Origin of the sequence: Streptomyces sp. CB02056 (assembly GCF_001905545.1) — a bacterium.
Lineage (GTDB): Bacteria > Actinomycetota > Actinomycetes > Streptomycetales > Streptomycetaceae > Kitasatospora.
Map to the genome: position 1 here is coordinate 71204 of NZ_LIPD01000023.1, position 12949 is coordinate 84152.

The 12949-nt window shown below is 72.4% G+C and carries 16 protein-coding genes and 1 pseudogene; 4 read left to right on the forward strand and 13 right to left on the reverse strand.

The window, feature by feature from the left end:
• Both AMK13_RS43860 and AMK13_RS38015 read right to left on the reverse strand, forming a co-directional pair.
• Positions 1-792, reverse strand: a pseudogene (locus tag AMK13_RS43860) (Mucin-19); the annotation flags it as partial.
• A 7-nt stretch (positions 793-799) separates the two neighbouring features.
• Positions 800-1129 (reverse strand): helix-turn-helix domain-containing protein, encoded by a 330-nt coding sequence (locus tag AMK13_RS38015; RefSeq protein WP_079272889.1) that lies wholly within the window; start codon positions 1127-1129, stop codon positions 800-802.
• Positions 1130-1462: 333 nt separating this feature from the next.
• On the opposite strand from AMK13_RS38015, the gene AMK13_RS38020 reads away from it, so the two are divergent.
• Positions 1463-2686, forward strand: coding sequence for a hypothetical protein (locus AMK13_RS38020; RefSeq protein WP_074006124.1), 1224 nt, complete (start codon positions 1463-1465; stop codon positions 2684-2686).
• Positions 2687-2840: 154 nt separating this feature from the next.
• Here the strand turns inward: AMK13_RS38020 and AMK13_RS38025 are convergent, their stop codons facing one another.
• Positions 2841-3395, reverse strand: coding sequence for an ATP-binding protein (locus AMK13_RS38025; RefSeq protein ID WP_074006125.1), 555 nt, complete (start codon positions 3393-3395; stop codon positions 2841-2843).
• Positions 3396-3526: 131 nt separating this feature from the next.
• On the opposite strand from AMK13_RS38025, the gene AMK13_RS38030 reads away from it, so the two are divergent.
• Complete coding sequence (locus AMK13_RS38030; protein ID WP_143204740.1) at positions 3527-3757, forward strand: hypothetical protein; 231 nt, start codon at positions 3527-3529, stop codon at positions 3755-3757.
• Positions 3758-3875: 118 nt separating this feature from the next.
• On the opposite strand, the gene AMK13_RS38035 is transcribed toward AMK13_RS38030, so the two are convergent.
• Both AMK13_RS38035 and AMK13_RS38040 read right to left on the reverse strand, forming a co-directional pair.
• Complete coding sequence (locus AMK13_RS38035) at positions 3876-4142, reverse strand: hypothetical protein (protein WP_074006127.1); 267 nt, start codon at positions 4140-4142, stop codon at positions 3876-3878.
• Positions 4139-4444, reverse strand: a complete 306-nt coding sequence (locus AMK13_RS38040) for a DUF6247 family protein (protein ID WP_074006238.1) — start codon at positions 4442-4444, stop codon at positions 4139-4141. The genes AMK13_RS38035 and AMK13_RS38040 overlap by 4 nt, the downstream gene beginning before the upstream one ends.
• Positions 4445-4692: 248 nt before the next feature.
• Between AMK13_RS38040 and AMK13_RS38045 the strand changes: the two genes are divergently transcribed.
• Positions 4693-5286, forward strand: coding sequence for a hypothetical protein (locus AMK13_RS38045; RefSeq protein WP_143204741.1), 594 nt, complete (start codon positions 4693-4695; stop codon positions 5284-5286).
• 139 nt (positions 5287-5425) lie between these two features.
• Entirely contained in the window at positions 5426-6235 is an 810-nt protein-coding gene (locus AMK13_RS43865) for a hypothetical protein (protein ID WP_074006129.1), read from the forward strand.
• Positions 6236-6488: 253 nt separating this feature from the next.
• On the opposite strand, the gene AMK13_RS38055 is transcribed toward AMK13_RS43865, so the two are convergent.
• The 8 genes from AMK13_RS38055 to AMK13_RS38090 all read right to left on the reverse strand — a co-directional run bounded on the left by AMK13_RS38055 (position 6489) and on the right by AMK13_RS38090 (position 12747).
• On the reverse strand, positions 6489-6890 hold the full coding sequence (locus AMK13_RS38055) for a hypothetical protein (RefSeq protein ID WP_074006130.1): 402 nt from the start codon (positions 6888-6890) through the stop codon (positions 6489-6491).
• 926 nt (positions 6891-7816) lie between these two features.
• Positions 7817-8911 carry a protein-glutamine glutaminase family protein gene (locus AMK13_RS38060; protein WP_143204742.1) on the reverse strand — a complete coding sequence of 365 codons (1095 nt, stop codon included), beginning with the start codon at positions 8909-8911 and terminating at the stop codon, positions 7817-7819.
• A 278-nt stretch (positions 8912-9189) separates the two neighbouring features.
• Positions 9190-9615, reverse strand: a complete 426-nt coding sequence (locus AMK13_RS38065; protein ID WP_074006132.1) for an ATP-binding protein — start codon at positions 9613-9615, stop codon at positions 9190-9192.
• Positions 9616-9877: 262 nt separating this feature from the next.
• Positions 9878-10726, reverse strand: coding sequence for a DUF5753 domain-containing protein (locus AMK13_RS38070; protein WP_074006133.1), 849 nt, complete (start codon positions 10724-10726; stop codon positions 9878-9880).
• 24 nt (positions 10727-10750) lie between these two features.
• Positions 10751-11281 carry a DUF6879 family protein gene (locus AMK13_RS38075; protein WP_074006134.1) on the reverse strand — a complete coding sequence of 177 codons (531 nt, stop codon included), beginning with the start codon at positions 11279-11281 and terminating at the stop codon, positions 10751-10753.
• Positions 11253-11549 (reverse strand): hypothetical protein, encoded by a 297-nt coding sequence (locus tag AMK13_RS38080; RefSeq protein WP_241853206.1) that lies wholly within the window; start codon positions 11547-11549, stop codon positions 11253-11255. The genes AMK13_RS38075 and AMK13_RS38080 overlap by 29 nt, the downstream gene beginning before the upstream one ends.
• 118 nt (positions 11550-11667) lie before the next feature.
• Entirely contained in the window at positions 11668-11889 is a 222-nt protein-coding gene (locus AMK13_RS38085; protein WP_074006136.1) for a hypothetical protein, read from the reverse strand.
• Positions 11890-12180: 291 nt separating this feature from the next.
• A complete protein-coding gene (locus tag AMK13_RS38090; RefSeq protein ID WP_143204743.1) occupies positions 12181-12747 on the reverse strand; it encodes a hypothetical protein in 567 nt (188 codons plus the stop codon).
• Between the last annotated feature and the right edge of the window lie 202 nt (positions 12748-12949).

Sequence of the window (12949 nt, forward strand, 5' to 3'; positions counted from 1 at the left end):
GGCGGTGATGTAGACGCGCTCCGTGCCGGGCGCGGTCGCCAGGACGGCGTCCAGGATCTCCCCGGGGGTGCGGGCACCGAGGTCGAGGCGCACGGTCTGGTCGCGGACCGCGAGCATCCCGGCCGCCGCGTCCAGGAACACCGTGGAGCGGGCCTGCTGCGTGAAGTTCGGGCGCTTGGAGACCAGACCCGTGGTGACGGCCTCGAACCGGGCGCCCGCCGGGCCCTCGGGGAGGGTGGACAGCCCACGCGGACCGGCCTCGACCGCCGGACGCGGCGCGGCAGCGACCGGAGCGACCGAGACCGCCGGGACGACCAGTGCAGCAACGGCGGGGGCGGGCTGCTCGGCGACGGCCTGGTCCTCGACCCCGGCCCCGGTCGCCTCGGCCGCCGGGGCGACCGGGGCCGGCTGCTCGAGTACGGGAGCCGGGCGAGTCAGCGCCGGGACGACCGCGACGGCAGGCTCGGCGACCGGCTCGGCCACCGGGGCCAGGGCAGGCGCAGCGACGGCGGCGGCCTGGTCGTCGGCCTTGGCGGCGCGGACGGCGGCCGGGGTCGGGTCCAGCAGCGGGGCGATCCGCACGACGTCGGCCAGCGTCAGCCCGGAGGCCTTCGCGATGGCCGGCGCCTGGGCGCCCTCGTACCCCGCGAGCCCGGCCACCCGGCGCGAGCGCTGGGCGGTGAGCTTGTCCAGCTCCTTCTGCGCGGTGGCGACGGTCTTCTCGGCGGTCGTGATCTCGGCGCGCAGCTCGCGCAGACCGGCGAGCTCGGCGGTGTACGTCTTGCGGTCCATCAGGGTGTCACTCCCCTTCCGTGGCATCGGTGCTGGTGTCGAGGGGGCGGGCCTGGCGGGCGAGGGTGAGCCAGCCGTCCGGGCCCTGGGTGCCGTGGATGTCGGCCAGGCCAGCGAGCAGGAAAGCGTACGCGCCGCGCTTGGGGGCCCGCGGCTGTGCGCTGCCGTTCTCCCACTTGGCGAACGTCTCCCGCCGGGTCTTCAAGGCATCGGCCACCTCCACCTGGGTCAGACCGGCGGCCTTGCGCAGCCGCTCCCGCTCCGCCGGTTCCGGCAGGTCGCCGCCATCCCGGGCCTTGGCCAGCAGCGCGTCCACCGCCGCGAAAATCTCAGACATCACATACCTCCTATCCAGAAAGGTAGCATAGAACCTAGCTTTATGCGCAACATTTTTCACCGCACATACGCCTCACTTTGACCGCATGTTCGACAGGGCGCCCCACGCCGGGCACGAGCAGCGAGTCCCCGGCCAAGGGTCGGGGACCCGGTACGAAACGGGCCACAGGGCGGCGTAGTCTGGTCGCCACCTCGGCGGTGGAGTCGATCGCCGCCGACGTGGTCGTCCCGTCGAAGTGCCGGCCAACGTCGAAGGGCCCTTGGCGCATTCAGGGATCGGCCGTTCCGCGTCCTGCTCTTCTCCGCTCTCCTGATCCCAGCGAGTGAGGCACCGTTGTCCAGCGAGCTCGTCCGCGTCAACCCGCCCAACCAACCGCCCAGCACCCTGCCGAGCGAGCTCACCGACGAGCAGACCGCGCTGCTGCTGGAGATCGCCACGCCCTACACACAGACCGGCGTCTGGCCGATCTGGGACTACGTGGTCAAGCGGATGGACCAGCGCCGGCTGGACGCCCGCATTGTCATCGCGTCGCTGCCCCGCGTCGGAAGCACCGGGACGCTCGGCCCCTCCTACGGCTTCACCGCCGGGCACGACCGGCGCATGCTCGGTGACGGCGAGCCGGTCCGGCTCACGGTCGCGGCCGCCCTGGTGCTCGACGAGCTGCGCCCTCTCCTCGCAGACCCGTTCCTGCGGGTGCTTCACCACATGATCGCCCTCCAACGCGCCGCAGTGCCGTCGCCGACTGCGGTCACGCAGACCTGGCTGAACTCGCAGGAGCTTGCCGAGGCCATCCCCAGCCTCACGTTCGAGTTCATGGCGGCGCTCCCGCAGATCCTCGACGGCGAGCCCAGCACCTGGCGGGGAAGCGGGCGGGGCCAACTCCTGCCTGATGGCCCGGCCTGGGCCAAGGAGATCACGCGGGAGATCCAGGAGTACGCGGAGGCGACCGACGTGGAGGCCTACGTCGCCACCGTCTGCCGGATCGTCACCGCACAGGCCTGGGAGCAGAACTACCACCACGTCCGCGCCGAGCAGGGTGTGCCGCTGCCCCGCGAGTACGCCACGGCGCCCTGGCTCGACCAGGCCGGGGAGGAAACGGCAGAGCCGCCCGCCGCGCCGCAGCCGTCCGGGACCGTCTACGTCAAGCAGGCGCTGATCGAGGAGCTGGTTGAGCTCGACCGCGCCGGCCGCTTCTCCACCGACAAGCTGGTCCAGCAGTGCAAGGAGCTGAACTTCAACTACCGGCACGAGCAGCCTTTCTCCTGCCACGCGCTGCTGCGCGCCATCATCGACCACGTCCCGCCGGCCTTCGGCGAGAAGGGGTTCGCCCAGGTCGCCAGCAGCACGCCGGGGTGGACCAAGACCGACAAGGACTACCTCAAGAAGCTCCAGGAATTCCGCACCCAGGGCGACGACGTGCTGCACCGCACGATCGGCCCCCAGCGAAGCCGCATCGACATGCACGACGTCCCCGCCCCTGCAGCCCTGAACGCCCTGCTCGAAGGTCTTCTCAAGCACCTCCGGCAGGCCCGGGACGCGGCCGCAGCCGGGAAGTAGCGCGCCGACCCGCCGGGGCCTCGGCCGGGCGGCCGGCGTGTACGACCGGCCGCCCGGACGGCCTCGCCATGCGGGTGCCCGGCCGCGGGGGGTGTACGTGCCGGGCGGTGTGGAGCAGGCGCAGCCGCGCGCCCTGGTGGAGGCGCTCGCGGGTTCAACGAGCGCGGCGGGCCCCAGGCACGATGGGGATCCGTCGGGGGGCGGTGCCCATGGACGCGGCCCGCATGTAGTCGCTGCGGGCGGTGGCCTCGCGGGCCCGCGCGGCGATGGCGGGCGGGTCCAGCGGAACGGGCAGGGCGAGCTCGGCCCAGACCACCTTGCCGGTGCCGGTCGGGTCGCTCCCCCACCGTTCGGCGAGGGCCTCGACCATCAACAGGCCGCGGCCGGCGACGGCCTGGTCGTCCCCGAGGCCGGCCACGATCCGGGGCAGGGCGGCGCCCTGGTCCTCGGCCTCGAACCGCACCCGATCGCCGGCCGCGCCCAGGCGCAGCAGCGCGGTGATCTTGGCCGGGCCTGCGTGAGGGGCGGCGTTGACGAGCAGTTCGGAGGCGACGGCGACCAGGTCGTCCAGCACGGTCCCGTCCAGGCCCCAGCCGGTGGCGACGGAGTGGACCACCTTGCGGGCGGGGCCGACGCAGGCGACGCGCTGGTGCGGGTCAGAGGCGGTCGCGGTGAGGGTCAGGCGGTACAGCGGCCCGTGCTGCGGCATCGGGGCTCCCCGGGGTGGTGACGGCAGCTCGGGCGGGTGGGCCCCCGCCGGTTCGGGGTAACCAGCGGCGGCCGGTGGGCCGGGAGCGGCGCTCGGCTGGTCGTGCAGGTGTGCGACTTACGATGGGCGTCGTGTCCGATACCCATGTTTTCCCTGCTGACCTGCTGGATCTTCAGCGCCGTTGGTACGCCGCCGAGGCCGCTTGGGTGGCCGATCCGACGGAGGAGACGCGCGGCGTGTTCGCGGCGGTCGGTGCCGAGTTGTACGCGCATCCGCACTGGGGCGGTGTCGGGAACCAGTACGAGGCGTTCATGGCGTTGAAGAAGGCCGGGCGGCCGGACGCGGCTGCCTCTGCGGCCTGACCGGCGGGCCGAGGTCTCGAGGGGCGAGGAGGGCGCGTCCCGTAGGCCCCGCCGTTGGGTCCGGCCGTGCCGGGGGCTCGGCGTGGCTGCTCTGCTGGACGGTCTGGTGGTGCTGTGGTCAGCCGAGCCAGGCGATGTCGATGACGTGCAGGCGGCCGGCGGCGCGGTTGATCCAGTAGACGCAGGTCAGTGGGCCGATGGCGGCGGTACGCAGGTCTTCGCCGTCGGGGTCGGTGGTGTCCCACTGCGGCCAGCCCCAGGGGGTGCGGGAGGCGATGTCCAGGACGTCGCGCGCGGTCTGCTGGGCGTGGTCGGGCAAGTCGGCCAGCACTTTGGCGGCCTTCGGGGACAGGCGCGCGGGCCAGGTGATCGGGCTGCCGGTCACCGGCGGGCCCCGAGGACCTGGTCCAGGTCGATGCCGTCCTCGTCGTCCAGGGCGCCGGAGGTGAAGGCGTCCACGGCGGGGGCGGTGTCCAGGCGGTTCTGCCAAGTGCGGACCACGTGGTGCAGCGGGGTGAGGTCGTAGGTCTGGCGGGAGTCTTCCAGGGCCTTGGCCCAGTCGCGTTCGAAGGCGGGCTGCCACCGCTCGGCGCGGTGGTCGGCGCGGATGCGGGTGAGCAGCCGCGCGGCGGCTGCCGGGGCCGGGGCCGCCGGTGGGACGGGGGCGAACTCGGGCTGAGCGCTCATCAGGGCCTCCACGAAGGTGTCGTCGTCACGGTAGCGGCCGACGGCGGCGCGGTGGGCGGGCTCGGGCTGATCGTCTTCGACTGCGGGGCGGCGGGCCTCGTCGAGCGGGACTCGGGTCGCCCGGCCTGGCCGGGCACGGGCTGGTGCTCGGGTGGTCGGCGAAGGGCTGCTCGGAGGCCGTGGTCCTGTCTTGGGAGACCGGCCCCGAGCTCTTCTCCGGGGCCGGGCGGGGCCTCTACGGTGGCGTCGTGATGATCTCAAACGCGTCGACCGCGCTCGCCACCGGTGCGGGCAGCACCAGCAGTTCCCCTCCCCCGTGGATCCCCTACGCCGGTTTCGTCATCAGCCTGGTCGTGGCGCTGGTGGGACTGTGCACCTTCTTCTACAACCGCTACCGGAACCAGCGGGCGGACGAGGAGGTGTACGCGGTGAAGGTGGCAGCCTGGACCGGTGAGGACATCGGGCTCGGCCCGGGAAACCTGTACCGCTTCGACTCGCTGGTGGTGCACAACGGGTCGGACCAGCCGATCTACAACACGGTGCTGGTGTGGCGGGCCCCCGAGCCGGGCGAGCTTACGGGGGAGACCGATCTGCAGAACATCTTCGTCGGCCTGGTTCCGCCCGGGGAGGACCGGGTCTTCAAGCTGCCGGAGGTCTCGAAGCCGGAGATCAGGCAGCGGCCCGTCACCGTGGCCTTCGAGGATGCCCGGGGCCGGTACTGGGAACGCGACGAGACCGGCCAGCTGCACCGCGGTAAGAGCAAGGTGAAGCCCGAGCTGATCGCGCCCCTCACGGTGCGCGGCGAGGACGGTTCGGTCGTCCCCGCCTCACGGAAGCGCTAGCGCCGACGGCGATGGGGCCGCCCGCTCCCGGTACGGGGCCGGGAGGGTGGCCCATCTCACATGTCGGTGGCCGAGTTTCTTTGTCGCTCCTCCGTCTTGCCCCGCCCAGAGGGTGAACCTGTTTCACGGAGGACACCCCATGACCACCACACGCGGCCCGGACGGCCGCATCTGGCACACCTGGTCCTACCACTTGGTGGACGGCCGGGAGCTGCTCACCTTGAGCACATCCGAGGGCCTGCGGGTTTTTGAGCCTCTGGTTCCCCCCAAGCCCTCCGAGCTGGCTGGACTGCAGATGATCATCGATTCCGGGCCCTCGCTGGCTTGGATCCACGCGGCGCGTGTCGCCCGCGAGATCGCGGCGAGCGTGGCCGACACCACCTGTCTGGAACGGTTCGGCCGCGTGGTCCTGGGCGCCGGCCGCAGCAAGCGGTGGGCGGAGGCGGTCTCCACCGCTCTGCTCGGCGACTGGGTCGCCCCGCTGCACGACGGCACCGGCCTCGGGATGGCCGCCGTCGACCGGCTCCGCGAGGAGACGCGGGTGATCCACCGGCAGCTGGTGCCGTTGTGGGAGCGGCGGACGTACGGCAACAGGCGGGTTGCCCTGCTGGAGAGCCCGGTCTACGAGGGTGCGACCCTTCGGGACCTGCTGGCCGGCACCGCCGCCGACGACCCCGTGCTCGACCAGGTCCCCGGCGACCGGCGCCTGGCCGCGGTCCTGGTCCTCCTCTCCCCGGGCGAGAGGGCCGTCGTCCTCGCCCTTGGCCGCCCTGGCGTGGCCACCTGGGCGGAGGCCGCCGCCCTGACGGGCAGCACCCGGCCGGACAAGGACGGGGAGGCGGTGCGGCGCAAGGTTCGCCGTGCGGTCCGTGAGCTGCGCCGGCGCGACGGGCAACGCACCGACGGCCCCCGGCTGTGGACTCCGGCCCGTGGTGGTGATGCCCGGTGAGCGAGTTCCTGCTGTCGGCCGGTGCCGACTGCCTCGGCGGCCTGGCGGCCGCCGGTCTGATCGCGCTGGGGGCACGGGTGGGCGGGGTGATCCGTCGGCGGCGGGCGGGGCGCCCGGAACGGCGTGCGGCCACCGGCCAGGTCCGCACCAGCGCGGTGAGGGTGTCACGGATCCGGTTGGCCGGGACGGCCGGCAGCAGCGGCGTCCGGGTCCACGCCCGGGGCGCGGGACGCGACCTCCAGGTAGGGCGCCGTCACACGACCGACCCCGGGTCCCGGTGCGCTGCGGGAGGACCGGGCAGGCCCGGCGCGACGGGCTCCCCGTCGGCGAGGTAGCCGGCGGTGAGCTCGGCCAGGTCCCGCGCGAGCTCGTCCGCCGCGGCCCGGTCCGCGCCCTGGCCGAGTAGGCCGCTCGTGTCGGCGGCGGCGATCGCGGTGTCGAGGTCTGCGGCGTAGTTCACCACGGAGTCGTAGATGCGGGCGGTGGTCATCAGGTCCAGTGGCACCTCGCCCCGTACCCGCCACATCCGCACGGTCTCGGCGACGTGGCGCAGCAGGGCGGTGACGTGAGTGGCGGGCATCATCAGCTCGCCGTTGCCGTGCTGGTAGAGAACCAGCGGGAACCGCTCGTCGTGGTGGTCGTTGGTGCTGGTCACAGCAGGTCTTCCTCTCGGCAGGGGAGATCAGGTGAAGCAACGACGGATCTGGGTGGTTCCGGTCACGCGGCACCGCTGAGCGTCACCGGTGGGCGGGCCGGGCGCAGCGGGATCGCTGTGCGGGAGGCCTTGTCGGCGCGGGCACGGCGCTCGGCGAGGGCCTGGCTGTTGGAGGCCTTCGCGGCGCGGGCGGCGCCCCGGCCGGCACATCCTCGCGATCGGCACCTGGAAGCTCTGGCCGCAGGCGCACGAGGCCCGCCTCTGGCTGGAAGCCCACTGGCAACTCGCCTGCTGGGACACCGACCCCGCCACCGGCGCGCCCCGCGGCATCTCCTGCCCCCGCCCGCTCCCGGCCGGCGCCCGGACCGTCTCCACCCGCCCGCCCCGCGCCGTGGCGCCCGGCCACCACCCCGCAGCGGCCCGCACGACGCCGGTACGCCCGCACCCCGCCGCGCGGACCCGGCCCGCCCCGGCACCGAACGACAGCACCGGGCGCCGGTCCGGCACACCCCTCCTGCCACCGGCCGCGTCCACTGCAGCACCCGCGGCACCCCTCGCCCTGCCCACCGCCACGGCCCCCGGCACTCGCATCCTGGCCACGCACCCGCCTGCCGGTACCCGGCCGTTCCCCGGGCAGGACCACGAGCCGCTGGCCGTGACCCCGCCGGGTGCGCCCGCCGAATCGCAGACCGTGAAGAACCCCGGCCCCGCACCGGCCCGGCACCCCGTCCCGGAGCCCGGCGACTACCTTCTCGCCCCACCGGCAGCCGTCGCCCCCCGGCCGGCCCCCGTCCCGCCACGCCCACAGCACCCGCCGACAGTCCACCTGCCCGGCTACAACGAAGCCCCACAACAACCCCGCCCCGGCCGCCTGTGAGCCAGCATCTCGCTCTCTACCTGGGTAGCCAGCGGACCTGCTCGCCGCGTTAGGAGAACTCCATGGCACTGTTCTGGTCAGGCTGGCCGTCCGCTCCCGGAGCGCCCCGGAACTCCCAGGCGACCCTGTACACGGACTTCGGCCCCGTCATCTCCGCTTCCCAGGAGGACAACGGCACCGGCCCGTCCCGGAAGAGGAAGGGGTCGAGCACCAGTTGCTGGCCGCCTTCGACGACTACCGTGGCGGCTACGTGGTGCCGCCACCCATAGCTCGGGTGGATCGGTGTTTGGGTGGTACGCATTGCCCAGTGCTTGAACAGGTGGCGGTTGGCCACCTCCGGATGAGAACCGGCAAGGGCCTGGCAGATGTCGTGGGCGCGCTTCTCGCATTCGTCCGCCTCAGGGCTCAGCTTGGTCACGCTGGGGAGCTCCTGGATGATCGGCCACAGGTCTTTTACGAAGTCGGCTGTGGGCGCCTCCTGGTTCTGGCTTCCCTGAAGCTCGGCCCGGAGGTTCGTCAGGGCGGCGAGCCACTGGTCGTCCGCCGGGACCCTCGCGGTCATGAAGGCGGTTACGGCATCGACCGTGTTGACCGAGGTGATGGGCACCAGGTTCCGTAGCATGGAGTAGGCGGACTGACGGTCACCCAGCTCCTCCACGGTCTCTCCTAGATCCTCTTCATCGCGGCTTCCGTTGTCGTAGTCCTCGAGCTTCTGCATGATGTCGGTCAATTCGTCGTCCAGTTGGTTCTTCGCCTCCGGACCCAGCCCGAGTGCGGGAGTGCTCGATCGCGACGACTGGCTGCTCTCGGACGAGGAGTCCACGTCGGCCGACGGTTCCCCTTCGACTCGCTGCCTGTTGGACCGCCCGCCGATCTCGTCCTCGGCCTCTCGCTTCGTGCCGCGGCCTCCCGCCGGCATCATGCGCTGGATAGCGGCCCCCGGACCCGCGACCGTCGGAGCGAGTACCTTCGCACCCGTCTCGGGATCAGCAGCGTACCGCTGCCGCGCCAGCAGCCTCGTCACGGCGGCGTTGCCGATGGTGCGCTGCAGGGCCGGCACCGTGTTTGCGGCCAGCAGGCCTCCGGCCGGGGAAACGCGTGCCCCCCTCGCGGAGGCCTCGTCCACGGCCTTGCGCCTGTTCACCCGCGCCGGGTCCCCAGGCCTGCCCTGCGGCTGTTGCTCGTGTGCGTGCACATCCGTCCCCTTGTCGGTTCCGTTCCGTCCACGGCGCGCCGAAGTCACCGCCCGCCCGTACAAGTTCTACGACACCACCCCGCGGGCACGAAAGAGCCGTGGCTCGGACGACGGCGGTCACCTGGCACCCGGACCCGTCCCCCTCTCCGCTACTACCGCCCGAACCTCCGCCGCCGTCCATACCGACCCCCCTTGAGGGCCACCCGGCACACCAGGGCAGCGGTGGGCTACGTCGGGTGGGTGCATAGGTCCGCGTGGACGGTCTTGCCGAACGTCTCCAACGCCGCGCCCCAGCGCCCGCCGGTCAGGTGGTGGACCAGGGCCAGGCCGCGGCCTGACTCGGCCTCAGGGCCCGCCTCGATCAGGCAGGGCAGGGTGCGGGAGCCGTCTCGGACACTGATCCGCACGCACCTGTCGGTGACACGCTCGACGGCGACCGCCATCCGGCGCCGGCAGCCGGTCTTCGCGGCGTTGCCGACCAGCTCGCTGACGATGAGTTCGGCGGCCTCTACCAGGTACTCCAGCTCCCAGAAGCGCAGCGTGGTGCGCACCAGGCGGCGGGCCACGGCGGCGGACTGCGGCTCGTAGGGCAGCAGCACCTTCGTGGCGCCGACGGCCGGGGGCTGCGCCGAGGTCTCGACGGGTGCGGTCACCGGGCACCTCGCGCCTGCCGGCACCGCCCAGGTGCGGCTGCGGCCGTGTCGGGTGGGCGGGTGATGGGGCGCGCGGCCACGGCGGTACTCCGCTCTCTCGTCGGCGGTGACGGCTGCGCCTATCTGACGGGGGGACAGGCGGGCGCGGCGGCCCCGGCTCGCTCGTCGGGTCCGGGTGCCCGGTTTGTCACGGCGGGCGACGACACGACGGTAGGAAGCAGCTGCGGGCGGGTTCAATGCGATTGCGGGTGATTGCGGGGATTCACCCGAGGGTGTCGATCGCCGTGGTGATGAGGGTCCGGGCTGGTGCGCCGTGGACGGCCAGCTTCGCGAGGTCGGCGAAGGCGCGGTGGTAGTCGGCGAGTTCGCGGGGCTGGGTCACGGTGACCTCGGCGGTCAGCGTCTCCACGCAGGCCTGGTCGTTGTCGAAGAGGTAGAACGCCTCCAGCGGCCAGATCCGGCGCTGCGCGGTGAAGGGGATGATGCCTAGGGAGACCGACGGCAGCGGTATCACGGCCAGGAGGTGGCCGAGCTGGCCGGCCATCGTCTCGGCGTCGCCGATCCGGTAGCGCAGCACCGTCTCCTCGATGAGGATGACGAAGCGGTGGCGGCCGTCGTGGAGTAGCCGGCCGCGTTCGGTGCGGGCGGCGACCGCGTCGGCGACGTCGTCGGGGGTGCCCTGGAACTCGGTGATCGAGCGCATCAGGGCGGTGGCGTAGGCGGCGGTCTGGAGGAAGCCGGGGACGACGTTGGAGACGTAGGCCCGGCAGACCGCGGTCCGGTGGTGGAGGGTCAGCGACTCCTGCTGCACCTGGCGCATGCCGATGCGGTGCACGCGGCGCCACTCCAGGTACATCAGCTCCACCGCGCGCAGTGAGGCGATCAGGTCGCCGGCCTGGTCGCCGGCGTCGCACGCGGTGCACCAGGTACGCAGGTCGGTCTCGGACGGTGCCGACTTCCCGCCGAGGATCCGGGAGGTCTTGGAGGGGTGCCAGCCGCACCGGGCGGACAGTTCCTTGCCGTCGATCCCGGCGTCCAGCATCAGCTCGCGCAGCCGGGCGGCGAGCGCTGCTCGGGCGGCCTGGGCGCTGGACGAGGGCGAGGCGGGCATGGGCTGTCTGCTCGGCGTACGGGCTCAGACGGTGTACTGCTCGTGCGGGACGGCCCGCTCCCAGACCGTCTCGAAGGCTTCGGCGCACAGCTTGGCCACGGCCGGGTCGTCGCTGACGGTGTCCTCCGGGTCCGCCCAGTCGCCCGAGCCGGTGAAGTGGTTGAACATCACGACCTTGCCGTCGAACAGCCAGAAGTCGGCACCGGGCAGCGCGATGGTGGAAGCGTGCATCCTGGGCAGCCAGCGGACCTGTTCGCCGGCCGCGACGTTGGTGAAGGTCATCGAGTGCAGGTAGCGGGTGTACTCGCTGACCGGCTCGGAGACGATCCGGGCCCGGCGCACCACCACGCCGCGGGCAACGGTGGTGGCGATCGTGTCCAGCCACGGCCGCCACCACGAGGCCCGGTCCGTGGGGTCGAGGCGGTGCCCGGCCCTCCACTGTTCGATTCGCTCGGTCTCGTCGGCGACCGCGTAGGTGTCGCGCATCTCCAGGTGGACCGCCGAGTGCCGGGCGCCGGCCAGCAGGTCAGAGAAGCCCGTCGCGCTCTGCGTCATCGCATGCCTTTCGCAGGATCGGGATCATCCGGGTGGGAATCCACACCACGGTTTCGTGTTCAGGGATGCCGGCCTCGTGGCCCGGTGCCCAGCTCCGCTCGCCGACCTCGGTCTCCAGGTCCTCCTCAGCCTTCACTGCCTGGAACACGAGCCTGCGTTTGGCGCGGTCCAGCCACACCGTGGGCGAGCCCTTGTCCCCCGTCTCGGGGTCGATCCCGATGAAATCTAGCCCCACGACACCCTCCGGTACCAAGCCGGTTGCGGTCACTTGCGAGCCACCGTTCCGCAGGGCCGACAGGCCGTCAAGAGCGCGCGGGCGCGGACGGGCGGCACGCGCCGGCCGGGGCGGGCCCGAGAGGAGCTGCCTCCTCGGGCCCGGTGCCCGGTCAGGCTGTGCGGATCTTCCCGTCGGCGATCAGGCCGCCGATGTAGCCGGGCCAGTCCCGCTCCAGGGTCTGCTGCATGAACGCGCGGGCCTTCTCCCGGACCTCGGGGGTGACCTGCTCGACCGTGCCGTCGCCGAAGTACAGCTTCATCCCCTCACGAGTCGCGTCGGCCAGGATCGCGTGGTGGTACTGGCTGAGGGCCCGAGCTTCCTGCTCACCCACGTCGACCCCATCATCGACTAGCTGTTCCCGGCAGGATCCCAGAACCTCAGGCGCTCGGTGTCGTTTGGCGTGGAGGCGGTGGGCGGGCCGGCCGGGCAGCAGAGGGACGAGGCGGCCTTCCGGCGTTAGCCGGAGCATGGAGTGGAGCGCCAGCCGTACGATCTGCTGCTCGATCAGGCGGGCCTGGCTGTATAGGCGAGACCTGGCAGCGTATGTCGGCGGGTTTCAGCGCCAGTCGGAGCCCGGAGCCGGTGAAATGTCAGCGCGAAGTAGCAGCAGCGCGCGTCGGCCTCAGGTGTGAACGGCGCGGACGTGGTCGGCTGACAGGTGAAGTTCGTACGGCAGGCAGCAGTCGGAGCAAAGGGTCGCCACAAGGCTTCCACAGGCGCACCGCTGGTTCATGCCGCCGTTCGGGGTCGCTCCGCAGCAGGCGGCGGACGCGTGCCGCAATTCGAGGCCGCGGGCGTCGTCCGGGTTGATGACGAAGTTGCCTCGGGGGCCCTTCGACACCAGCGGCTTGCCGTCCGCGTTGTAGTGGACGCCGTGGCGCGGCATTACCGGGCCGGGCACGTCGGCGACGACCAGGGGCGCGCCGTACGGCTCGGTCTCGACCGCATAGTGGCCTGACGGCACGGTCGCCGGCGATGGACCGGGTTCGTCGGCGTCCCACCACGCGTAAATCGGTGCCTCGGGAACCGCCGGCAGCCGTGTGAGCGGCCCCGTCAGTGGGACACCACACGTCGCGCAGACGAATACCACCGCTTCGGCCTTGGCGCTCGCGTCGGTGACATCGGCAGGCGCGGTGTGCCCGCGGTTCTCCTCGCCGTCGACCTGCCCCTGGTCTCGCTGTTCGTGCATGAGCTGACCGTACGCGGCACGCACCCGGACGCGGCGTCCACCCCCGCGCGGGCAGTATCCGACAACCGTCCAGAGTCAAGCATCCAGGTGCTGCTGAAACTCGGCGACACCGTCTTCGCACGTAGCGGGGCACTCTCGGTGCGCGCCTACAAAGCCACGGGCCAGTTTCGGACGGCTCACGTCCGGTGGTCCCGGCCTGGTG